The sequence below is a fragment of the Nocardia sp. NPDC051832 genome, assembly GCF_040681285.1.
In the GTDB taxonomy this organism is placed as follows: domain Bacteria; phylum Actinomycetota; class Actinomycetes; order Mycobacteriales; family Mycobacteriaceae; genus Nocardia.
In genome coordinates, this window is record NZ_JBFAYL010000001.1 from 1,020,757 (window position 1) to 1,044,163 (window position 23,407).

Sequence of the window (23,407 nt, forward strand, 5' to 3'; positions counted from 1 at the left end):
ACATCGAGACAGGAGGCGCACGACATGCTCTATGTGACACCCGAGCTCGATTCCACAGATCAAGCAATCCTCAGCGGCATCTATCAGCGGCGAGACGCGCTGGCCTCGGCGATGCAGGTGTCCGAACGCTGGCCCGGGTTGTTGCGACGGAGATTGATGGCCCGCGCTATTCGCGGATCGAACAGCATCGAGGGATACGTCGTCAAGACCGACGACGCAGCCGCCGCCGTCGACTACGAGGAGGCTCTCACCGCCGACCAGCGCACCTTCGCCGAGATACGCGGCTACCGGCAGGCGCTCGGTTATGTGCTGACCGTCGCGCAGGGCGGCACGGCGATCGACGAATCCACCATCAAGGCACTGCATTTCATGATGTTGGGACACGATCTACAGAAGAGCCCGGGGCAGTACCGGACCGGACCGATCTACGTGCGGGACGACGCCAGCGGGGACACGGTCTACGAGGGGCCGGGCTCGGAAATGGTTCCGAAGCTGATGACGGAGCTGGCCGAATCCCTCACCGGCGACATCGAACCGATCGTCGCCGGTGCCATGGCGCACCTGAATCTGGTGATGATTCATCCGTTCCGGGATGGGAACGGGCGGATGGCGCGGGCCCTGCAAACGTTGATGGTGTCGCGCGGCGGCATCGCCGAACCCCCGTTCTGCAGTATCGAGGAGTGGCTGGGCGCGAACACCGAGGACTACTACCGGGTGCTGGCGCGTTCGGGTTCCGGACGATGGTCGCCCGCCCACGACGCCCGATTGTGGGTGAAGTTCACGCTGCGGGCGCACGATATTCAGGCCCAGACCGTCGAGGGGCGCATGCGGCGCACCGCGGCGGCGTGGGCGCGGCTCGATCAGGTCGTCGCCGCGCACAAACTGCCCGATCGCGTGGCAGATGCGCTCTACGACGCGTTGATCGGTTTCCGTATTCGGCGGCACGGGTACTCGTCTCGGGCCGAGATCGACGAGCGCACCGCCACCCGCGATCTGAAGGCGTTGTCGGATTTGGGCCTGCTCGCTGCTCGGGGCGCGACCAGCAGCCGGCACTACGTCGCGGGGTCGAACCTTCTGGAGCTGAAAATGGCGCTGCGGGAAGATGTTCCGCGCCAGATCACCGACCCCTACCCGAAGCTCAGAGCTGAGCTGTTTACGCCCTAGTTTGGGTCCGACCCACCGGCGGAAAAGCTGAGGCCGATCAGCTGGTGCTTGTCCTAGGTTGTACGGATGACAGTTCGTGAGTGGGCTACCCGGGTCGAGACGGCGGCGGATGTTTCCGCGGTTCGGGAGATCGTGCTTGCCGCCTTCGATACGGCCGAGGAAGCGGACCTGGTGGATGCGCTGCGCAAAGACGTGGCGTGGATCGACGGGTTGTCGATCGTGAGCACGCTGGGTGATGGGACGCCGGTGGGGCATGCGCTGCTGACGCGGTGCTATGTCGGGGAAACGCCCGCGTTGTGTCTCGCGCCGTGTTCGGTGTTGCCGGAGTATCAGCGGACGGGGGCGGGTTCGGCGGCCATTCGGGCGGTGCTCGCGGCGGCGGCGGAAAGTGGTGAGCATGCGGTGGTGGTGCTCGGGCATCCGGAGTACTACCCGCGGTTCGGGTTCGAGCGGGCTTCGGAGTTCGGGATCAGTGTGAGTTTCGAGGTGCCGGATGAGGCATTGATGGCGCTGACGCTGACCGCCGATCGGCCGTTGCCGAGCGGAAAGATCCGCTACGCGGCGCCTTTCGGCATCGACTGAGGTCGATACGGTGGCCGGGACCGGAACTCCGGGGTCACCATGGACTGATGAACGAGCACGGGCGTCCTGTCCTCTACGCGATCGCGACCGGGGCCACCGCGGCGCGGGATATCGGCAACCTCGTCGATATCGCGCAGGCGGACGGGTGGGAGGTTTGTGTGATCGCCTCGCCGGCCGGCCGGAAGTTCATCGATGTCGAGAAACTGGAACGCAAAAGCGGGTATCCGGTGCGCAGTGAGTACAAGGAGCCGGGGTCACCGGACCTGCTGCCGCCCGCGGACGCGGTGATCGTCGCGCCGATCACCGCGAACTCACTGGCCAAATGGGCCGCGGGGATCTCGGATACGTTGCCGCTCGGGTTGCTGGTGGAGGCGGTGGGCAAAGGGCTACCGGTGGTGGCGGTGCCGTTCTCGAATCGGGCGCTGCTGGAGTTTCCGGCGGTCCAGGAGGCGATCGGGCGGCTGGCGGACTGGGGCGTGATCGTGGTCGGCGGGTCGGATATCGATGAACCGTACGAGCCCGGTGAAGGGGCGGAACACATTCCGATGTTTCCGTGGACGCGCACCTGGCAAGCGTTGCTGACGCACCCCCGTTTCCCGCCGCGGTGAGCAGACTCTTACGGCTTGCTAACTTGACGTGATCTCGTGGAAACGCGCGGTCCATAGCGTATACACGCATGTCGACACGGGTGGCCACACCGGCCGAGGCCGCGGGGCGGCCGCTGCGCGACGTCGTCTACACGACGCTGCGCAGCGAATTGATGAACGGTGACATCAAGTTCGGGGAACGGCTGACCGAGCCGAAATTGTCCGCGCGCTTCGGGATTTCGCGCACGCCGATCCGGGAAGCGCTGACCGTGCTCTGCTCGGACGGGTTGCTGCGCCGCGAGGAGTACGGGTTCAGTCCGGTCCGGCCCAGCCTGCCGCTGGTTCGCGATCTCTACGAACTGCGAATCACTCTGGAGCTGGGCGGAATTCAGCGTGCGATCGACAATCCGTCGGTCATCCACGACCACGACCTGCTGCGCGCCGAGCGTGCCGCCTGGCTGGCCCTGCACGCGGATCCGCCGAAGCAGGAACCCGGATTCGTGGTGCGCGACGAGGAGTTTCACGTCACCCTGCTCACCGCGGCGGGCAACGCCGAGCTGGTGCGGGCGCTCCAGGCGGTGAACTCCCGGATCCGGCACGTCCGGATGTACGACTTCATGGTCAACAACCGCATCGAGACCACCATCACCGAACACCTGGGCATCCTGGACGCCGTTCTGGCACAGGATCTTCCGCTGGCGCACCGGCTGCTGCACAGCCATATCGGGGAGTCGCTCGACGTCGTCCTCGAGCGGGTGACCCGCGCGATCGCGGCCATGTCTCTGGCCACTGATTAGGAGTGATCATGCAGTTCGATACTTTGCTCGTCGCCAATCGCGGCGAGATCGCCTGCCGGGTGATCCGGACCGCGCGTGCGCTGGGATTGCGGACGGTCGCGGTCTACTCCGAGGCCGACGCGAGCGCGCCGCACGTCGAAATGGCCGATACCGCGGTACTTCTCGGCCCGGCTCCGGCCGCGGAGTCGTATCTGCGCGCCGACCGGGTGATCGAGGCCGCGCTGGCGACCGGCGCGGGCGCGATCCACCCGGGCTACGGATTCCTTTCGGAAAACACCGAATTCGCGACCGACGTGGCGGCGGCCGGGATCGCGTTCGCCGGTCCGACGCCGGATCAGCTCCGCATCTTCGGCGACAAGCACACCGCCCGGGAGGCGGCCCGCGCCGTCGGCGTACCGCTGATTCCGGGCAGCGGCCTGCTGGAGTCCGCCGACCACGCCGTGGTCGAAGCGGAGCGCATCGGATTCCCGGTGATGCTCAAGGCGGTCGGCGGCGGTGGCGGTATCGGTATGCAGGCCTGCTTCGACGCCGGGCAGCTGCGCGCGGCCTATCAGCGCGTGCAGCGGCTCGCGGCCACCAATTTCTCCTCCACCGGGGTGTTCCTGGAGCGCTTCGTGGCGCGCGCCCGGCATATCGAAGTCCAGCTGTTCGGCGACGGGCGCGGCCGGGTGCTCAGCCTGGGCACCCGGGACTGTTCACTGCAACGGCGCAATCAGAAGGTGATCGAAGAGGCCCCGGCACCCGGTCTGGACGACGCGCTGACCGAGGAATTGCTGACCGCCGCGCGCAAGCTGGCCGGGTCGGTGCGGTACCGGTCGGCGGGGACGGTGGAGTTCGTCTACGACGTGGATCGGGGCGCGGCCTCGTTCCTGGAGATGAATACCCGGCTCCAGGTCGAGCATCCGGTGACCGAGGCCGTCACCGGCGTCGATCTGGTCGAGTGGATGCTGCGGCTGGCCGGCGGGGATTCCGCGATGCTGGACGCACTGCCCGACAGCGGACCCGCGCTCACCGGATTCGCCGCGGAGGCAAGGGTTTACGCCGAGGATCCGGGTCAGGACTACCGGCCCAGCGCGGGCCTGATCACCGCCGCCGAGTTCCCGGCCCGGGCCCGGGTGGACTCCTGGGTGCGGACCGGCACCGAGGTCAGCCCGTACTACGACCCGATGCTGGCGAAGGTCATCACCTCCGGCGCCACCCGCGACGCGGCGTTCGAGGAACTGGCCGCGGCGCTGTCCGAGACCCGGATCTACGGCGTGCGAACCAATCTGGAGCTGCTGGCCGCGGCCGCCCGCGACCCGCGCGTGCTCGCCGCCGAGCACACCACCGGCACCTTGGCCGAGATCCGCCCGGCGGGACAGCGCATCGACGTGCTGCGGGGCGGCACCATGACCACCATCCAGGACCATCCCGGCCGAATCGGACTGTGGCAGGTCGGCATTCCGCCGTCGGGCCCGATGGACGATCTGTCCTTCACCCTGGCCAATACCGCGGTCGGCAACCCCGTGGGCGTACCCGGGCTGGAATGCACGCTGCAAGGGCCGCGGCTCCGGTTCGCCGCGACCAGCGTGGTGTGCGTGACGGGTGCGGCGGTCCCGGTCAGCGTGGACGGGCAGCCGGCGCCGATGTGGGAACCGATCACGGTCCCGGCGGAGTCCGTGCTCGATATCGGCACGCCCACCGACACCGGACTGCGCACCTACCTGGCGGTGCGGGGCGGCATCGACGCGCCGCTGTATCAGGGCAGCGCGTCCACCTTCACCCTCGGCGGCTTCGGCGGCGTCACCGGTCAGGCGGTCGCTACGGCCGACGTGCTGAGCGTGGTCTCCGATCGCGACGGCCTCGGCACGCCCCGCGCCATCGCGATCGACGAGCAACCGGAGTTCGGGCACGAGTGGGAGGTGGCGGTCGGCGAGGGCCCGCAGACCGCCCCCGCGTATTTCACCGACGCCGACATGATCCAGTTCTATTCGCATCCTTGGAAGGTCGGCAGTCACGCCAATCGCACCGGCATCCGGCTGGAGGGCCCCAAGCCGGTCTGGTCACGCACCGACGGGGGCGACGCCGGACTGCATCCGTCCAACCTGCACGACAACCCGTACAGCGTGGGCACGCTGAATGTCTCCGGTGACACCCCGATCCTGCTCGGCCCGGACGGCCCGAGTCTGGGCGGCTTCGCCTGCCCGCTGACCGTGGTGTCGGCGCAGCGCTGGAAACTGGGTCAGTTACGTCCCGGCGACACCATCCGGTTCGTGCCGATCGACGATGCGGACGCCGCCGCCCTGCGCCGTTCCGACGCCGAACGGGGCCGGGCGGAGGTGCCGCGCTCGGGCCTGGTTCCTGACGACCTCGCTGCCGCGCAGAGTCTGCTCGCCGGTGCACCGGCTATCCCGAATCTTCCTGCAGCACTGCGGGATCGAGGCGTGCTCGGCGCGGTCGAGGCCGCCCCGGACCGCCCCAGCGTGGCCTACCTGCGGGGCGGCGACGACAACATCCTCGTCGAATACGGCGATATGGTGCTGGATCTCGGGCTGCGCATGCGGGTGCACGCCCTGGCCGAGGCGCTGGCCGCCACCGGGCTGCCGGGCCTCATCGATCTCACGCCCGGCGTCCGTTCGCTGCACATCCACTTCGATCCCGACGTGCTCGCGCAGCACCGCCTGCTCGGCCTGCTCACCGAGCTGGAGGCCGAGCTGCCCGCCACCGGCGAGCTCGAGGTGCCCAGCCGCACCATCCGGCTGCCGCTGTCCTTCGACGACCCGTCCATCGCCGAGGCGATCGACCGGTACCGCAGCGGTGTCCGCGACACCGCGCCCTGGCTGCCGTCGAACACCGAATTCATCAGGCGCATCAACGGGCTCGACAGCGTCGAGCAGGTGCGCGAGACCGTCTTCGACGCGGAGTACCTGGTGCTGGGCCTCGGCGACGTGTATCTCGGTGCGCCGCTGGCGGTTCCGCTGGATCCGCGGCATCGCCTGGTCACCACCAAGTACAACCCCGCGCGCACCTGGACGCCGTCGGACGCGGTCGGCATCGGGGGCAAGTACCTGTGCGTCTACGGCATGGAATCGCCGGGCGGCTACCAGCTGATCGGGCGGACGGTGCCGATCTGGTCCAGCTATCGCCAGTCCGCGCCGTTCGAGCCGGGCACGCCGTGGCTGTTCCGGTTCTTCGACCGGATCGTCTGGGAGCCGGTGAGTCCCGCGGAACTGCGTGAGCACCGGGCCGCCGCCCGGGCCGGGCGGTTCGAAGCCGACGTGCGGCCGGGCACCTTCGCCCTCGCCGACCATCTGCGGATGCTCGACGAGCACGCCGACGCGATCGCCGAGTTCGAGACCAAGCAGGCCGCGGCCTTCGAGGTGGAGAAGCAAGCCTGGTATGCCGCAGGCGAATTCGAGCGGGCCGCCACCGTCGACCTGCCCGCCGAGCCCGCCGGCGACCCGCTGGCCGGTCTGCCCGCGGACGCCACAGTGGTGACCGCGCCGATGATCGGCAATGTCTGGCGGGTGGAGATCTCGGAGGGGCAGCAGTTGGACGCCGGCGCTCCGGTCGCCATCCTCGAAGCCATGAAACTGGAACTGCCGGTGCACAGTCCGGACGCGGGCACCGTGTTGAAGGTTTTCGCCACCCCCGGCGCGAAGGTGTCCCCCGGCACCCCGCTCGCCGTGATCGGAGTCGCTTGACCGTATCCGCCGCCACTCCCCCGCCATACCGCTTCAGCACTTCGAAAGGCCAGTCATGACCTCGGGCATTCTCGGCAGCACCGCAACTCCACAGTCCTGCACCGAGCGGGTCGCCGCCGCGTATCGGCGCCTCGCGGAGGTGGATCGACCCGAGGTGTGGATCACCTTGCGGGCCGAGGCGGAGGTCGCCGCGGAGGCGGCCGCGATCGAGGCCAGGCTGGCCGAGGGGGCCGTCCTGCCGCTCGCCGGAATCTTGGTGGCGGTCAAGGACAATATCGACGTCGCGGGCCTGCCGACCACCGCGGCCTGCCCGGAATTCGCCTACCTCCCGGGCGAAACCGCGGCGGCGATCGAGCGTTTGGTGGCGGCCGGTGCGCTGGTGCTGGGCAAGACCAACCTGGATCAATTCGCCACCGGCCTGGTCGGCACCCGCAGCCCCTACGGCGCGGTCCGGCACGCCCGGAATCCCGAACTGATCTCCGGTGGTTCCAGTTCGGGGTCCGCGGTCGCCGTGGCACTCGGTATCGCCGATATCGGGATCGGCACGGACACAGCGGGTTCCGGCCGGGTGCCGGCGGCCTTGCACGGCATCGCCGGGATCAAGGCCTCGCTGGGGATCATCCCCACACACGGTGTCGTGCCGGCCTGCGCGGACTATGACGCCGTCACGGTCTTCGCCGCCGACCTGGACCGCGCGGTGGCGGCCGCCGCGGTGATGGCGGGCCCGGAGGCCCGGGATCCCCGCAGCCGCTCCTGGCCGGCCGATGTCCGGCTGGCCGCGCCCGCGGCCCCGCGGCTCGCGATTCCGCGGGCCGAGGAGCTCACCGACCTGACTCCGGCCTATCGCGAGGCGTTCACCAGAACCGTTGCCGCCCTCGCCGATTCGGGCATCACCACGGAGATCGTCGATATTTCCGGCCTGCTCGACGCCGCGCGCCTGCTCTACGACGGCGCGATCGTGGCCGAACGCTATGCCGCCGTCGGCGGCTTCCTGGCGTCCCGGCCGGCCGGGGCCGACCCGACGGTGGCGGCCATCATCGCCGCGGCGGGGGAAACCACCGGCCCTGGCTTCGTCGCGGACCTGGACGCGCTGGCCCGGGCGCGGGCGGCCGCGCGGGAGCTGCTCGACGGTTTCGACGGACTGCTGCTGCCGACCACCACCGAGCATCCGAGTATCGCCGCGGTGCAAGCGGATCCGATCGGCATCAATCGCCGGATGGGCGCCTACACCAACTTCTGCAACCTGCTGGACATGGCGGCGGTCGCCGTCCCCGGCGCACCCACCGCCGACGGAGCGCCGTTCGGCGTGATGGTCGTGGTGCCCGCGTTCGCCGATCAGGTCGCGGTCGATATCGCCGCCCGCATCACGGGCTCCGAAGCCCCCGCCCTGCTCGACCACGGTGTGGACCTGGCGGTGTTCGGCGCGCATCTGCGCGGACAGCCGCTGCACTGGCAGCTGGAAGAGATCGGCGCTCGTTTCGCCGGAGAGATCCGCACCACCGACGCCTACCGCCTCACCGCCTTGGACACCGTGCCGCCCAAGCCGGGCCTGGTCCGGCACGGCGCGGGCCTGGGCGCGCCGATTCTCGGCGAGCTGTTCCGGGTCTCGCCCGCCGGTCTGGGCGGCTTCCTGGCCGCACTCCCCGCGCCGATGGCGCTGACCAGCATCGAACTGTCGGACGGGCGGTCGGTCATCGGCTTCGCGTGCACCTACGACGCCGCGCAGGCGGCTACCGACATCACCTCGTACGGCGGCTGGAAGGCCTTCTTGCAGAACCGCAACTGAACCCGCTGACCTCGACGAACAAGCGTCTTACACATTTGTACTAGACAAACGTGTAAGGCGTCTGTTAGACATATGTCTAAGACATTCGCTCTAACGCAGAGGACAGACCATGAACGCCGACCGCTCCACCACCCAGCCCCGCATCCTCGTCTCCGGTGGCGGAATCGGCGGCAATGCCGTTGCGCTGCAACTACTCCGGGCCGGCATCCGGGCCACCGTGGTGGAGCGGGCCACCGCTCCCCGGCCCGGCGGGCAGTCGGTCGACCTGCGCGGCGCCAGCGGCGAGGTCGCCGAGCGGATGGGCCTGATGCCCGGCATCCGCGAACGTCAGATGGACGAGCGCGGCCTGATCTACCTCGACGACCAGGGCGGCGAAATCCTGCGGATGGACATGGCGGCCTTCGACGGCAAGGGCGCCGTGGCCGAAATCGAGATCACCCGCGGCGACCTGAACCAGGTGCTGCTGGACCAGCTCGCGGCCGCGGGCGGGGCCGACTACCGCTACGGCGAGTGGATCACCGCGATCGAGCAGGACGCGGACGGCGTGGACGTCACCTTCACCTCCGGCGCCACCGAGCGATTCGATCTGGTCATCGGGGCGGACGGCCTGCACTCGGCCACCCGGCGCCTGGTCTTCGGTCCCGAGGCGGACTTCAGCACCTATCTCGGCGGCTACATGTCGTTCTTCACCATGCCGACTCCCGCGGGCCTGGAACCGAATTGGTTCTCCATGCACTCGCTGGTCGGCGCGGTCAACATCGGCCTGCGGCCCGATTTCGATCCCGCGACCTGCAAGGCGATCATCACCATCCGCACGGACGCGGATCCGTCGCTGCGCCGCAATGTCGAAGCGCAGCAGCAGCTGATCCGCGAGAAGCTGGCAGGCGGCGGCTGGGAGGCCGGCACGATCGTGGCCGCGATGGCCGAGGCCGACGACTTCTACTTCGACGAGGTGGCCCGGATCGATATGCCGTCCTGGTCCAAGGGGCGGGTCGTGCTGCTGGGCGATTCCGGCTACTGCGGCTCGCCGCTCACCGGCCAGGGCACCGCGATGGCGCTCACCGGCGGGTACCTGCTGGCCGGTGAAATCGCCGCGCACACCGGCGATCTGGCGCAGGCCCTGGTGCGCTACGAAGAGCTGCTGCGCCCCTTCATCGAGAAGTCGCACGAGCTGCCCCCGGGCGGCCTCAAGGCGATGACGCCCAAGAGCCGCCTGGGCATCAAGGCCGGCCACGCCGTCACCCGGCTGATGACCTCGAAACTGTTCCGCCCCTTGATGATCAAGATGATGAGCTCCACCGAGGACTACGCCCTGCCGGACTACTCCCCGCACACGGTCTGACACTGCTGAACCGCTGGGCGGGCCGGTCACCCCTCGTGATCGGCCCGCCCATACCCGTGGGTGGGATCGTCGGCGCACCCCGAATGGTTACCTTCGGCAGCGGCGCGGCGCCGATCAGCTCCCGGAAGAGCCACTGAGTACTGCCCGGTAAAAACCGACCGGGCCGGTCACCCCTCGTGGACCGGCCCGGTTGGTTCTACCTCCGCGACTCGGCCTGCCACCCCTCGTAGACAGGCCGGGTCCCGGATCCCCCACCCCGGTTTGGTTGGTGGCTGTTCTCCGGCGTTGAGACAACTTTGCAACCGCCCTCTTAGCGGGGCCTTAAGAAGAACTTGTACGAGTGAATATGCAGGTAGAGGACAAATCGCCCACGCTGCGACGGCCGATGCCGGAGAATGGAATTCGGTGCACGAACGAGGATTGGGGATGCGATGGAAACCGTGGTGGTCTGGGTGCTCGCCTGCCTGCTCTATTGGTGGGGACTGCTCTAGAAACGCGCGATTTCCGCGCGAACGGCGACTTGTCTACTACACTTGGTCGTAGATAGCTCTCGTTCGTCCGATTGGAGTCGTCCATGACGCGCACCACCGCCGCCCGGATCGACACAGCAACCCAATTACGCTGGGCCACTGCGATATTCGCGGTCGCGCTGGTAGTACACGGTTACGACCATTTACGCCGGGGCATGGACACGATCTCCTCGACCGTCATGGCCCTGGGCGCTATCCAGATGCTCGCGGCCGTGGTCACCATCGCGCTGGTGTTCACCGCGCACCGCTGGGCCCCCACCGCCGCCCTGCTCATCGGTTTCGCCAGTGCGGCCGGCTTCACCCTGGTCCATCTCTTGCCGGACTGGTTCGGACCGTTCAGCGACAGCTTCATCAACCCGCCGGCCGCCGCGAAGGTCACCGGATTCTCCTGGTTCGCGGCCCTCTTCGAAATCGTGTCCGCCCTCGCCATCGGCGTCGCCGGTCTCCGCGCCCGCCGGGCGTAATCCCATGATTGACCACCCGCCCCCTGGGTAGACAAAAGTCGGGGAGGTGCGACCTGGGTGGACACGCACCTCCCCGACCTGGGGGGGTTCAGTATTCAGTTGGCGTTGCCGAGGGTCAGCCCTCGAGGCCCTCGCGGACCGCTACCTCGATGCGCTTGCCGAGGTCGGCGTCGACGTTCTTCCAGTACTGGAAGACGCGGGACAGGATCGGCTCCTGGACGCCGCCGAGGATGTGGCCCGAAACGTTGGCGACCAGGCGGTCGCGCTCCTCGTCGGAGAACACCTCGCGGACCAGGGTCCCGGCCTGGGCGAAGTCGTTGTCCTCGCGGTGCTGGATGTAGCCGGCGCGCAGCATGGTGGGGTCGAAGTCCCAGGCGCCGCCGTCGGGGGCCCGGTGCGGCTGGGCGTGCGGGCCGCCGAAGGAGTTCGGGGCGTAGACCGGGACGCTCGGATCGTTGTAGCCGAACCGCATGGCGCCCTCCTTGGAGTAGGAGTTCACCTCCGCGGCCTTGGCCCGGTTCGGCGGCAGCTCGTGGTGGTTGACGCCGATCCGGTAGCGGTGCGCGTCGGCGTAGGCGAAGACGCGGCCGAGCAGCATCTTGTCCGGCGAGAAGCCGATGCCCGGAACGAGATTCGACGGCGCAAACGCGGCCTGCTCGATATCGACGTGGAAGTTGCCGGGGTTGCGGTTCAGCGTCCAGCGGCCCACCTCGATCAGCGGGTAATCCCGCTGCGACCACACCTTGGTCAGGTCGAACGGGTTGAAGCGGTAGGACTCCGCCTCGGCGACCGGCATGACCTGCACCTTCAGCGTCCAGCTCGGGAAGTCGCCGCGCTCGATCGCCTCGTAGAGGTCCTTGCGGTGGTGATCGGGGCTGGAACCGGCCAGGGTGTCGGCCTCGGCCTGGGTCAGGAACTCGATGCCCTGATCGGTCTTGAAGTGGTACTTCACCCAGAAGCGCTCGCCTTCGGCGTTGATCCACTGGTAGGTGTGCGAACCGAAACCGTCCATGTGGCGGTAGGTCTTCGGGATGCCGCGGTCACCCATCAGCCAGGTCACCTGGTGCGCGGTCTCCGGGCGCAGGGTCCAGAAATCCCACTGCATGGTGTGGTCGCGCAGGCCGCTGCCCGGCAGACGCTTCTGCGAGTGGATGAAGTCGGGGAACTTGATCGGGTCCTTGATGAAGAACACCGGGGTGTTGTTGCCGACGATGTCGTAGTTGCCGTCTTCGGTGTAGAACTTCACCGCGAAACCGCGCGGATCGCGCCAGGTGTCGGGGCTGCCCTGCTCGCCCGCCACGGTGGAGAAGCGGACCAGCGACTCCGAGCGCGCGCCGGGCTGGAACAGCTTGGCCTTGGTGAAGCGGCTGACATCGTTGGTGACGACCAGCTCGCCGTAGGCGCCCGAGCCCTTGGCGTGCACCACGCGCTCCGGCACCCGCTCGCGGTTGAAGTGCGCGAGCTTCTCGATCAGGTAATGGTCGTGCAGCAGGATCGGGCCCTGCGTGCCCGCGGTGAGGGACTCATCGTCGCTGGGGACCGGGGTGCCGGTGTTCGTGGTTGTCGGCTTGATCATGCGAAAGCCTCCTCGGCTCGTGAACGTTGACAGGTTGGGCAAGCGCCCCAGAAGACGACCTCGGCTTCGTCGACAACGAAGCCGTGGGCGTCGGCTGGGGTCAGGCAGGGGGCTGACCCCACCGCACAATCGACATCGGCGACCGTGCCGCAGCTCCTGCACACCAGGTGGTGATGGTTGTCACCGGTACGGGTCTCATACAGCGCGGACGAGCCCGCGGGCTCGATCCGGCGCAGGATCCCGGCGTTCACGCAAGCCCGGAGCACGTCGTAGACGGCCTGCGTGGACACCGACCCGAGCGCTGCCCGCACGGTGACCGCCACCGTGTCGGCATCGGAATGCGGCCGGTCCGCTACGGCACGCAGCACGGCCAGCCGCGGCGCGGTGACCCGCAGGCCCGCGTGCCGCAGCCACTCGCGTGGGTCGGTGCCGATGGTGTGCATGAACCCATCGTGGACGCTTTTCTGGAGTTAGTCAAGAATTAGAGTTCATCAAGTCGATGCAGCTCGGCCCGGACCTCCGCGACCAGCGGCACCCCGATGGCCTCGAACAACTCCATCGCCTCGGTCAGGCACGCCCGCGCCTCGGCGATACCGCCCGTGGCCGCATGCACCTCCCCCAGGCTGCGCAAACCGTCCGCCCGGCCGTGCCGGTCGTTGATCCGCTCCGCCGCCCGCAGCGAGTCCTGATAGCGGCGGCGGGCCTCGTCGTGGTTGCCCAGCTCCAGTTCGATATGGCCGATGCCGCGCAGGATGTCGACCTGCCCGAGGGTCAGATTCAGTTCGACGGCGATGTCGTGGGCGGCGCCGAAACGCTGTCGCGCCAGGGCGAATTCCGACGTGTTGCGCTCCACGTTGCCCAAGCCCCACAGCGCCCAGGCCTCCCCGTGCCGGTCCCGGATTCGCACCGCCAGCTCCAGCGCGTCGTTGTAGTAGCGCCGCGCGGCCTCCCAGTCGCCCACATAGCGCGCCACGTGTCCGAGCCCGCGCAGCGCATCCCCTTGGGTCCGTGGGTGATTGAACTGCCGGGCGATCCGCAGCGCGTCGGTGTAGTCGCGGCGCGCGGTGTCGGTGTCGCCCATCCGCCGCACCACCTCGCCGTGCCCCCACAGCACCGACGCCGCGCGCACCCGGTCGCCGATCGCGTCGGCGATCTCGGCCGCGGTCCGGAAATGCTGTTGCGCCACGTCGTAGTGGCAGGCCAGGCGCTCGACGTGCCCCAGGCCGTTGCGGGCGTCGCATTCGGCCTCGCGATAGCCGACGTCGCAGGCGATGCGTAATGCCTTGTCGTAGAACCATTCCGCACCGCCGTGGTCGCCGGTCAGCCAGGCGGTCTGTCCGAGTTCGCACAGCGCCTCGGCCTGCCGGTGCGTGTCCAGCTGCTCGACGGCGATATCGAAGGCCCGCAGGAAGGCGGTCCGGGCCGGTTTGTACAGGCCGCCGATCTGATCGATCCGGCCCAGCTCCAGCAGCACGCCGGTCTCGGTGTGCCGATCGGAGATCCGGCGGGCGACCTGCAAGGCCTTGTCGTAGAGCCAGTGCGCGTCGGCCCAGTAGCTCAGTCCCCACAGCGCGGGCGCGAGCCGCCGGGCCAGTTCCGCGGTCTCGGCGGTGAACGGCGCCGCGTCGATGCAGGCGAGCAGGTTCTCCCGTTCCGCCAGCAGCCAATCCTCGGCCTGCGCGAATTCGGCCGAGGCCGCCGCGTCCTCCGGATAGGCGTGCCGGGCGCCGATCCCGGGACCCGGCTGCTTCGGGGTGCTCATCCGCCGGGCGATGGCCAGATTGCCGCCGATCAACCGGCCCAGCACGGCGGCGTGATCGGAGGGCGAATCCTCTTGTTCGGCATGGAGTCTGGCGAAGAGCCTGGTCAGATCGTGCATGCGGTAGCGTCGGCCGCCGGTGCGCCGGGTGCGCGAGTACTCCAGGAATCCGGCCTCGAACAGCTTGCGCAGCAATACTTTCGCTTCGGCGCCGTTGACCGCGACCGCCATGATGATGGTGTCGGCGGAGATCTCCGGGCCCGGATACCAGCCCAGCAGCCGCAAGGCCCGGCGCTGCGCCGGATCCCGCAGCCGCCGGTAGGACACCTCATAGGCCGCCAGCATCGACTCGCCCTCGGCGCTGAACCATTCCATGATGTCCTGCGCCGCTGATTCGCCCAGCACATACTGAGCCGGCGACTGCTTCAGCCGCTGGGTGAGCGTCGCGAACTCGAGCGCGCTGTCGGCCAGCAGCTCCTCACCGTGGTGCGCGATCTGACCGGCGATCAGCCGGATCGCCATCGGCACGCCGCCCGAGGTCTCCAGGATCTGGCGCACCGCCGCGGCGTCGTAACCCGGCCGCAGATCCGCCAGCCGGACCAGCAGGCGCTCGGCTTCCGCGGCCGAGAGCGGGTCCAGGTGCAGCGGCGACGAGCCGGCCAGGCCGGTGAGCTTGGCCCGGCTGGTGATCAGCACGAAACACCCGTCCGCCTGCGGGAGCAGCGGTTTCACCTGATCGCTGTCGAGCACGTTGTCGAACACGAGCAGCATCCGGCGCGCCTTCATGGCGTTGCGCCACTGCGCGGGCCGGGCGCCCGGATCGACCTCGATGCTCTCCGGCGGCACCCCGATCTCCACCAGCAGCCGGGCCAGCACCTCGTCGGGTTCGCGCGGCTCACGGCCCACGGTGTGGCCGTGCAGATCGAACCAGAGCGGGCCGTCCGGGAAATGCCGGGCGAAGGCCGCGAGCGCGTAGCGGGCCAGCACTGTTTTGCCGATGCCGGGCGGGCCGTCGATGACGTGCACGGCGGACAGGCGGCCGTGCAGATGCCCGATAACCCGGTCGTGCAGCGCCCATTTCGCCGCCTCGCGCCCGGTGAAGTGCGGTACCTCGGCGGGCAGGTCACCGCCGGCCGAGATGGTCAGCCGGCTCTCGGCGCGCTTGGCCCACGCGTTGCGCAGCTCGTGCCGCTCCGATTCCGGCATGGCGCCGATGTCGGTGACGTCGATCAGCTCGTCCCAGGTCGTACGGTAAATGGCCGCAAGGGTTTTCAGGACGCTCACGGTCGGCCGGACCGCGCTGCGCCCCTGCGGCCAGGCCTCGTATTCCGAGATCCGGCTGGCCTTCATCGCGTGCCCGCCGACGATCTCGTTGTAGCGCTCGGCCACCGCGGACTGGGTGAGTTCATTGGCGTGCCGCCACGCCAGCCGGGGGCGGCAGCCGCTCTGCCGGAACTCGGCGACCAGCGGTTCCAGCAGTTCGTGGCCGGCCAATCCGAGGCCGAGCATGGTCTCCCGCACTCGCCTGCGATCCTCGGCGCCGTAACCGCCGCGGCCGCCGTCACCAGTGCGCATGGCAGTGCCCTTTCGCCGAACCGGGTCCCGGGACCGGAAATTCGGGACGACGGTTGTGATATTTCCTGAGTACCAGCGGTATTTCCGCAGGTCAAGGCGCTGCTGTTAGCCGCGAAATCTCGGTGTTTGCTGGGATCGCCCGAGCCGCCCCGAACTTGCCACCATGAGATCAGTCGACGACTGCACCCTCGTCGGCGGCGAACAGAAAGGGGGGCACGCGATGGCGATCGCCGAAATGGAGTGGCTCATCACGAGCGACGTGGCTTTGGAGGTGGCGTTCCGGGTCGATCTACCCGAATCCGGGCGCGGCGGGTGGGTGCTGTCCTACCTGCCCACCAGCCTCCGATTCACGCGCGAACAGGCACTGTCCGGCATCGTGCTGGCGGAAATGATTCTGCTGGAGCAGCTTTCACCCGCACAGCCGCTGGATCGGGAGGTCGCGCAGCTGCGCGCGGCCGAGCTCGGGGTCACGCTGCTCGACGTGATGTGCGTGCTCGCGCTGCGGGCCTGCACCGGTTGCCGCGAAATATCCCGCGCCGCAGCCGAAGTCGCACGCCGCCTGACCGAGACGAGCGGAGCGGGCCGGTGATCCTCATGCTCGGGCCACTGGTCATCTCGATCCCGCTGCGCGAGGATTACGCCGTGCGGGTGGTCTACGCGATCACCGGCGTGATCATGCTCGCCATCGCGGTGCTGGCCTACGTGCACGGCGTGGAATTCGGCGAGGCCGGTGCACCGGTAATCACGAAGACCACCGCGCCCGGGGAGTGCGTGATGTTCTGTGAGCCGCGGCCCGCGCCCGGACCGCATCCGGCCTAGCGCAGTTTGCGGCCGCGCATATAGCGGGCCAGCTCGTCGTAGGTGCCGTCGCCGTTGGCGAATTCGACCACGTTCCTGGCGGATTCGAACCAGGCGGCGGCACTGGGTTTGATATCGCCGCGCACCGCCTCCAGGTCGTGCATGGTGACCGGGCGGACCTCGCCGGTGCGAATGGCGTCGGCCATCGCCAGCTGGGTCGCCGAGGTGCACAGATGGGCCAGGTCGGCGCCGGAGAAGCCGTCGGTGCGCTGCGCCAGGGCGGCGAGATCGATGCCGGCGACCGGGCGGTCGCGCAGGTGGTAGTGCAGGATCGAGCCGCGGGCGGCGGCATCGGGCAAGCCGACCAGGATCATCCGGTCGAACCGGCCGGGCCGCCGCAGCGCGACGTCGACGTCCCACGGATGGTTGGTGGCGCCGAGGACGTAGACGCCGTCGTTGCTGTTCGTCGCCGAATCCAGTTCGGTGAGCAGCTGATTCACGACCGTGCGCATGGTCGCCGAGCCGGACATCTGGCTGCGCTTGTGGCCGAGCGCGTCGAGTTCGTCGAGGAACAGCACACAGGGGGCGTTGCGGCGCGCTACTTCGAAGACGCTGTGCAGGTTGCGTTCGCTGGCGCCGGTGTAGATGTCGAGGATGTCGGCGATCTCGACCGGATAGAAGTTCGCGCCGAGTTCCCCGGCCACCGCCGCGGCCAGGAAGGTCTTGCCGCAGCCGGGCGGCCCGTACAGCAGCAGGCCGCCGCGCGCGGAGGTGCCGAAAGCCTGTGCCAGCGCGGGGTTTCGGAGCGGGCCGAGCAGCGCCAGGTCGAGCTGGCGTTTCACCTCGTCCATGCCGCCGACATCGGCCAGGGTGACCGCGGACTTCCGCACGGTGCCCGCGTCCCGGTCGGTGACGAATTCGGCCGGACCGGCATCGAGGAACGCGGGGGCGATGATGTCGCCGACCTGTTCTTCGGCGGCGGCCCAGAAGTCGTATTCGTCGAGCGCTTCGGATTTCCCGGCGGCGCCCGGGAGCGCGCCAGCCGAGCTGCTGGCCAGGGCGATCGTGCACTGCCGCAACAGCCCGAGAACCTGGGCGTTCCCGGGTTCCTGGGTGAGCGCCGCGCCGCATTGCGCCAGGGCCTCGGTGAACAGGCCGCGCTCGACCAGCAGCTCGATCACGCGCACCCGCAGCGCGAACACGTCGGGGCTACGGTCCAGTGCGGCAAGCATTTCCAGCAGAACCGGGTCGTCCTCAGGCCGGGGCATGGTGTGTCTCCTTCACAGATCGGATGATCCAGCGCAGGATTTGCAGCGCCAGCGCGCCGAAGACGACGCAGGGCATAGCGATGCCGATCGGATCGGCCGAGCCGGTGCCGATCCCGAGCAGCACGAGCAGGAAGATCACGCAGAGCAGCAGCACCCGCGCGATCGAGACGACGTCGGTCCGCAGGGCCGACCAGACACTCGGCCACTGCCGGCGCGGTACCGAGCGCAGACCGAAGAGCACCACGGCCAGCACCACCGCCAGTCCGGTGAGACCGATCACCCGGCCGGGCCCGGTCACGATATCGAGCGTCCGCGAATTCGCCGTCTCGGGCGCGGAGCCGCACAGCAGCACCGCGCCGACGACCAGGAACATCAACAGGTGCACGCGGACCAGGGCGCGATGCACCACGAGTCCGATATTGCGCCGGACCAGCGGGCCCATCGCGGCCGGGTCGAGTTCGCCGACGCGCAGCAGGCCACCGGCCGCCGCGCCCAGCCGTCCCGACCGCAGCCGCACGATCGCCAGATCGTGTGCGGCGGCCGGGTGGGCCGGATCGATGTCCAGGGCCCGGCCGAACGCGGCGGCCGCCTGGCTGGAGGTGCGCAGGCCGGCCTTGCTCTGCTGGAGCAGGATCGAGCCGCGCAACCAGTGCAGGTTCGCGTTCTCCGGTGTCAGTTCGAGCGCGCGTTCGACGGCGGGCATCGCCACCTCCGGATCGGCTCTGGTGACGGTCGCGAGCACCCGGTAATTCGCCGCCGAATCCGGCCCGAGCTCGACGGCGCGGCGGGCCGCGGCCACGGCGGCGCCCTCCTCGCCCAGGGCGTTGCGGGCCAGTGCCCGGGCGCGCAACCCGAACTCGGAATCCGGCCGCACCCGTAGCGCCGCGTCGGCGGCGTCCGCGGCGGCACGGAAGTCGCCCAGCGACAGGCACGCGTCGGCCAGGTACGCGGCGGCGGTCGCGTTGTCCGGATCGCTGGCCAGTTCCTCGCCCAGGAGCGTGCGCGCGTCCTGATATCGGCCGAGTTGTTCCAGGTGGATGGCCCGGGCGAGGCGCGCGCCGGCCGCCGAACGCTCGCGCTGGTACATGGTTCGCTCGCTCACCAGACCACCTCGTCTCGGTTTGCCGACCTCCGCGATCCTAAATTTGCAGACCGATCGGTACGAGATCTGCCGGATTCCGATACCAAATCGTTTCCGCTGGTCACACCCGGTGAGACGGGCCACAATCGGGCCGCGGAATAGTTCCCGCCGAGCCCTCGTTGTAGCTCTTTGCCGGCGTCCGGACAGCCCCGGGCCCCACCCCATCGTCGCTACGAGCGACCACCCGCCGAGAGGCGCTTGTGGGACGCCGGCTTCGGATAACGACGAACGCCGTCAGGTGCCCCCCGCCTGGCGGCGTTCTCGCGTTTCCGGCCAGCGCGTGCGTCGACTCGCGCGGAACCGGTCCGGCCAGCAGGATATGGCTGTGGCTGCACACGGCGGGGCATTGCGACGACGGCTCGGCCTCACGGACTCGGTGGTGATCGGGCTCGGGTCGATGGTGGGCGCGGGGATTTTCGCGGCCTTGGCCCCGGCCGCGGGTGGCGCCGGGTCGTGGCTGTTGCTCGCGCTCGGGATCGCCGCGGTGCTCGCGTACTGCAACGCGATGTCCACGGCGCGGCTGGCCGCGCTGTACCCGGTGTCCGGCGGGACGTATGTGTATGGGCGGGAACGGCTCGGGGAGTTCTGGGGCTACCTGGCGGGCTGGGGATTCATCGCCGGGAAGACGGCGTCGTGTGCGGCGATGGCGTTGACGGTCGGGAATTACGCGTGGCCGGAGCAGTCGCGGGCGGTGGCGGTCGCCGCCGTGGTGGCGATCACCGCCGTCAACTACACCGGCGTGCAGAAGTCGGCGCTGGCTACCCGGGTCATCGTCGCCGTGGTGCTGGCGGTGCTGATCGCGGTGGTCGGGGTCGGGGTCTTCGGAAACCATTCGGCGGCAATGCCGCTGCCCGATCGGATCGGGCCGCGCGGCGTGCTGGAAGCGGCGGGACTGCTGTTCTTCGCGTTCGCCGGGTACGCGCGGATCGCGACGCTCGGCGAGGAGGTGCGCGACCCGGCGCGAACCATCCCGCGCGCCATCATGATCGGGCTCGGGCTGGCGCTCGCGATCTACGCGCTGGTGGCGGTGGCGGCGCTGAGCGCGCTCGGATCCGCCGGACTGGCCGCCGGCACCGACCCGCTGGCCCGGGTCGTCTCCGCCGCGGGCGCACCGGAATTGGCGCCGGTGGTGCGGGTGGGTGCGGTGCTGGCCGCTACCGGGTCGCTGCTCGCGCTGATTCTCGGGGTCTCGCGGATCGTGCTGGCGATGGCGCGGGACCGCTGGCTGCCGGGCGGGCTGGCGGCGGTACACCCGCGCTTCGGCGTGCCGCATCGGGCCGAGCTCGTGGTCGGCGCGGTGGTCGCCGTGCTGGCCGCGAGCTTCGATCTGCGTGCGGCTATCGGCTTTTCGTCGTTCACGGTGCTGGCCTACTACCTGGTCGCCAATGTCTCGGCAGGCACCTTGAGCGACGCGGAAGGTCGTCCGGCACGCTGGGTGCCGATCGCGGGCGCGGCCGGATGCGTGGCCGTCGGCTTCTGCCTGCCGCTGGTTTCCGTGCTCGCCGGGCTGGCGGTGCTCGCCGCCGGGGCGGCCTGGTATTTCGTGCGCAAGCGCGCCGGAACGACGGAGTAATCCTCCGCAGCGGGGGCCACACCCGTTAGCCTCAATCCCTATGGGGCGCTTCGGTGGATTCCGGACTGGGTTCGCGGCGATTTCGCTGGTGCTGGGCAGTGTCTTCGTGCCGAGCGCGCAAGCGGCGCCCGCCGAAACGCACTGCGCGGTGACCTCCGGACGCGACCTCGAAAGAGCCACACCCGAAGAGGTCGGGATGGATTCCGCGCCCATTCGCGAAGCGCTGGCATTCGCGAGCGGTAGAAATCGCTTCAATGTGCAGATCTTCCGGCACAACTGCCTGATCGGCGAAGGGCCGACGAACGCGCAGAGCGGCAATGTCGCGTGGAATATCTGGAGCTCCACCAAGAGCGTCGTCGCGATGCTCGCGGGGATCGCCTGGGATCAGGGCAGACTCGATATCGAAGCGCCGATCGGCCGCTATCTGCCCGAGGGCCTCGGCGATGAGCTACGCCGGTCGATCACCGTGCAGAATCTGCTCACTGAGACCTCCGGGATGAGAGTCGGCGTATTCACCGAGGGAATTACCGGGGTGATCCCGGTCGATCCGAACAGCGCCGTGCAGGCGCTCGGGGTGCCGCTGGACAATCCGCCGGGCGCGGCATTCAGCTACAGCCAGCGCAATGTCGACCTGCTGTCCTATGTCATCGAAATGGCGGTCGGCGAGCCGCTACAGCAATTCGCGCAGCGCGAACTCTTCGATCCGCTGGGTATTCCGCCGGGAGATTACTACTGGGCCCGGGATCGCGCCGGGCACACTTACGGCTACGCGCATCTGATGATCCCGCCCAACGATTTCGCGAAGATCGGCCTGCTGGTGCACAACGAGGGACGCTGGGGTGCACAGCAGATTCTGTCGAAGGAGTATCTGGCGAAGGCGCTGTCGCCCTCCCCCGCCAACCGCTGCTACGGCTATCTGTTCTGGCTCGGCGCCGGCTGCGCGGAGATTCCGGATTTCCTGCCCGCGGACGCCTACGCGATGTCCGGGCTCGGATTGCAGAACGTCTTCTTCATTCCCAGCCTGGATCTCACGGTGATGTGGACCGGCGCCTTCGGCAACGTCACCAATTACGGCCTGCAGGGCATTCTGCAGAACTTCGAGGAACTGCCGCACGAATTCTTCCGGAAACTACTGGCCGCCTTTCCCGGCACCGCCGACCCGGGCCCCTACCTGGAACCCCCGATCCGCATCGACCCGAGCCGCTACTTCGACACCGGCATCCTGCTCGCGGTCTTCGGCATCGGCCCCTCCGCCTATCCGGGCTGCAACGTCTTCGCCTGCCTGAACTACCCACTGGCCCCGCCGTTTTCCGACACCGCGCCCGGTTGTGCGGTCCTGGTCTGCCTCGGCCCCGATCCACGCACCCCCGGCATCCGCTGACTCAGACGCCGAAGAAGGGTATTTCGCCTTCCTTCGCACCGTGCGCGAAGAAATGATCCGGCGTCACGACGACGAACAGCGCGTTACCCTCCGCGACCAGCTGCCCGTCGTCTTCGATCCGGGCGTTGATGTGCAGTTTCCGTTCGCCCTCGCGCCGCGCCAGCACCGCCGACACCGTCATCGGCCGATACAGCCGTGCCGGTCTGGCGTAGTTCACCTCCAGTTTCGCGGTCACCGCGGGCACACACATGGTGGTCGGCACCGTCCCGGCGGCTTCGTCGAGCACCGCCGCGACGACACCGCCGTGCGCCAAACCCGGTGCGCCCTGGTGCCGTTCGTCGAAAGTGAACCTTGCGACCACCCGGTCACCCCGCAATTCCAGTGCCATGCCGACGGACGCGGGATTGCGCGGGCCGCAACCGAAGCAGCCATCGACATGGGGTGGCAGCGGGCCGTCCGGCATCGGACTGCACAGTGGCAGCGACTCCGGGCTCATGCCGCCGCCGCGGCCCGGCGGACGTTGGCCATGATCTGCTCCTTGCGGCGCAGCGCCACCACTCGGGTGATCTCGCGGAGCGGCCGCGGCAGCACCTTGTCGACGCCGCGGACCACGGCGGCGAACTGGTCCAGCCGGCGTTCGTCGCGGTCGGTCCAGTTCAGGCCGAGACGTGTTCGCGCGCCCTCCGGCAACACGCCGGTGTTCACCCAGCAGGCCAGTGGTCCGACGATCCGCCACATCACCGGCTTCCACAGCCACGCCGGGATCGGCTGCGGCACCGGAGGTTTCGACATGGTGGCGAGCACGTCGCCGACACTCGGGTGACGTTCGAGGCGCTCGTCGAGGACCGTGTCGAACCAGACGCGGAAGCTCGGGAGATCCTGGGGCACAGCACGTTCCGGCAAGCCCGCGAACAGGGCCATCTGCCGCCAGCCGGCGTAGAGCTCGACGCGTTGCGCTGCCGTGAGGCCGGGGCCGAACCGCGTGGCGGCGATCTCGCTGGCGAAGTAGCCGGTGGCCAGGACGAAGAAGTAGGCCTCGGGCTCCCACGCGTGATACTTCCGGCCCGCGTGGTCGGTGCCGCCGATCGGCTTGTGCATCGCCTTGATATCGCGACCGTAGGCGGCGGTGTCGTCGCCGTAGAAGGCGAGCGCGAGCGTCGGCCAGTAGGACCGGTCGAAGCGCCCGATCGGGTCGGTCTTGAAGATCGAATGCTCGGCCACGCCCGATCCGATCACCGGGTGCGCGACCTGCAGCAGCAGTGCGCTGGGCGCGAGCATGATCAGCCGCCAGTCCGCGGCCCAGCGGGCGGTCAGCGATCCACTGGTCAGCCCCGGGTGGTTCGTGCGATCGGACGCATCGGCGAGTCCGGCCATAGCCCGCTCCTCAATCAGGAATCAGTT

Annotated in this window: 19 protein-coding genes; 12 read left to right on the forward strand and 7 right to left on the reverse strand. The window is 69.0% G+C overall.

The window, feature by feature from the left end; all coding sequences use genetic code 11:
- Positions 1-24 precede the first annotated feature (24 nt).
- The 8 genes from AB0M14_RS04465 (at position 25) to AB0M14_RS04500 (ending at position 10,935) form a co-directional block, all read left to right on the forward strand.
- Positions 25-1,164: a Fic family protein gene (locus tag AB0M14_RS04465; RefSeq protein ID WP_364988692.1), complete on the forward strand. Its 1,140-nt coding sequence runs from the start codon at positions 25-27 to the stop codon at positions 1,162-1,164.
- A gap of 66 nt (positions 1,165-1,230) precedes the next feature.
- Positions 1,231-1,746 (forward strand): N-acetyltransferase, encoded by a 516-nt coding sequence (locus tag AB0M14_RS04470; protein WP_364988694.1) that lies wholly within the window; start codon positions 1,231-1,233, stop codon positions 1,744-1,746.
- 47 nt (positions 1,747-1,793) lie between these two features.
- Positions 1,794-2,354 carry a flavoprotein gene (locus AB0M14_RS04475; protein WP_364988696.1) on the forward strand — a complete coding sequence of 187 codons (561 nt, stop codon included), beginning with the start codon at positions 1,794-1,796 and terminating at the stop codon, positions 2,352-2,354.
- Positions 2,355-2,422: 68 nt separating this feature from the next.
- A complete protein-coding gene (locus AB0M14_RS04480) occupies positions 2,423-3,130 on the forward strand; it encodes a GntR family transcriptional regulator (protein ID WP_364988698.1) in 708 nt (235 codons plus the stop codon).
- An 8-nt stretch (positions 3,131-3,138) separates the two neighbouring features.
- Positions 3,139-6,813, forward strand: a complete 3,675-nt coding sequence (gene uca, locus AB0M14_RS04485) for an urea carboxylase (protein ID WP_364988700.1) — start codon at positions 3,139-3,141, stop codon at positions 6,811-6,813.
- 55 nt (positions 6,814-6,868) lie between these two features.
- On the forward strand, positions 6,869-8,599 hold the full coding sequence (gene atzF, locus AB0M14_RS04490; protein ID WP_364988702.1) for an allophanate hydrolase: 1,731 nt from the start codon (positions 6,869-6,871) through the stop codon (positions 8,597-8,599).
- Positions 8,600-8,708: 109 nt separating this feature from the next.
- Positions 8,709-9,941 carry an FAD-dependent monooxygenase gene (locus AB0M14_RS04495; protein WP_364988704.1) on the forward strand — a complete coding sequence of 411 codons (1,233 nt, stop codon included), beginning with the start codon at positions 8,709-8,711 and terminating at the stop codon, positions 9,939-9,941.
- A 574-nt stretch (positions 9,942-10,515) separates the two neighbouring features.
- Positions 10,516-10,935 (forward strand): hypothetical protein, encoded by a 420-nt coding sequence (locus tag AB0M14_RS04500; protein ID WP_364988706.1) that lies wholly within the window; start codon positions 10,516-10,518, stop codon positions 10,933-10,935.
- Between the two features lie 115 nt (positions 10,936-11,050).
- On the opposite strand, the gene AB0M14_RS04505 is transcribed toward AB0M14_RS04500, so the two are convergent.
- Genes AB0M14_RS04505 through AB0M14_RS04515 form a run of 3 tightly spaced genes read right to left on the reverse strand, consistent with a single transcriptional unit; the run spans position 11,051 to position 15,845 of the window.
- A complete protein-coding gene (locus tag AB0M14_RS04505) occupies positions 11,051-12,511 on the reverse strand; it encodes a catalase (RefSeq protein WP_364988708.1) in 1,461 nt (486 codons plus the stop codon).
- Positions 12,508-12,954, reverse strand: a complete 447-nt coding sequence (locus AB0M14_RS04510) for a Fur family transcriptional regulator (RefSeq protein WP_364988710.1) — start codon at positions 12,952-12,954, stop codon at positions 12,508-12,510. The genes AB0M14_RS04505 and AB0M14_RS04510 overlap by 4 nt, the downstream gene beginning before the upstream one ends.
- A 38-nt stretch (positions 12,955-12,992) precedes the next feature.
- On the reverse strand, positions 12,993-15,845 hold the full coding sequence (locus tag AB0M14_RS04515) for a tetratricopeptide repeat protein (RefSeq protein ID WP_364988712.1): 2,853 nt from the start codon (positions 15,843-15,845) through the stop codon (positions 12,993-12,995).
- 163 nt (positions 15,846-16,008) lie between these two features.
- Between AB0M14_RS04515 and AB0M14_RS04520 the strand changes: the two genes are divergently transcribed.
- A complete protein-coding gene (locus AB0M14_RS04520; RefSeq protein WP_364988714.1) occupies positions 16,009-16,434 on the forward strand; it encodes a hypothetical protein in 426 nt (141 codons plus the stop codon).
- On the forward strand, positions 16,431-16,664 hold the full coding sequence (locus AB0M14_RS04525; protein ID WP_364988716.1) for a hypothetical protein: 234 nt from the start codon (positions 16,431-16,433) through the stop codon (positions 16,662-16,664). Before AB0M14_RS04520 ends, AB0M14_RS04525 begins: the two co-directional genes overlap by 4 nt.
- Here AB0M14_RS04525 and AB0M14_RS04530 read toward each other — a convergent pair.
- Positions 16,661-17,911 carry an ATP-binding protein gene (locus AB0M14_RS04530; protein ID WP_364988718.1) on the reverse strand — a complete coding sequence of 417 codons (1,251 nt, stop codon included), beginning with the start codon at positions 17,909-17,911 and terminating at the stop codon, positions 16,661-16,663. The genes AB0M14_RS04525 and AB0M14_RS04530 overlap by 4 nt on opposite strands.
- A complete protein-coding gene (locus AB0M14_RS04535) occupies positions 17,898-19,013 on the reverse strand; it encodes a tetratricopeptide repeat protein (RefSeq protein WP_364988720.1) in 1,116 nt (371 codons plus the stop codon). The genes AB0M14_RS04530 and AB0M14_RS04535 overlap by 14 nt, the downstream gene beginning before the upstream one ends.
- A 364-nt stretch (positions 19,014-19,377) precedes the next feature.
- Here AB0M14_RS04535 and AB0M14_RS04540 point away from each other — a divergent pair, with 364 nt between their 5' ends.
- Positions 19,378-20,625 (forward strand): APC family permease, encoded by a 1,248-nt coding sequence (locus AB0M14_RS04540; RefSeq protein WP_364988722.1) that lies wholly within the window; start codon positions 19,378-19,380, stop codon positions 20,623-20,625.
- A 40-nt stretch (positions 20,626-20,665) separates the two neighbouring features.
- On the forward strand, positions 20,666-22,006 hold the full coding sequence (locus tag AB0M14_RS04545; protein ID WP_364988724.1) for a serine hydrolase: 1,341 nt from the start codon (positions 20,666-20,668) through the stop codon (positions 22,004-22,006).
- 1 nt (position 22,007) lies between these two features.
- Here AB0M14_RS04545 and AB0M14_RS04550 read toward each other — a convergent pair whose 3' ends face one another.
- Both AB0M14_RS04550 and AB0M14_RS04555 read right to left on the reverse strand, forming a co-directional pair.
- A complete protein-coding gene (locus AB0M14_RS04550) occupies positions 22,008-22,502 on the reverse strand; it encodes a PaaI family thioesterase (RefSeq protein WP_364988725.1) in 495 nt (164 codons plus the stop codon).
- Entirely contained in the window at positions 22,499-23,380 is an 882-nt protein-coding gene (locus AB0M14_RS04555) for an oxygenase MpaB family protein (RefSeq protein ID WP_364988727.1), read from the reverse strand. The genes AB0M14_RS04550 and AB0M14_RS04555 overlap by 4 nt, the downstream gene beginning before the upstream one ends.
- Positions 23,381-23,407 lie beyond the last annotated feature (27 nt).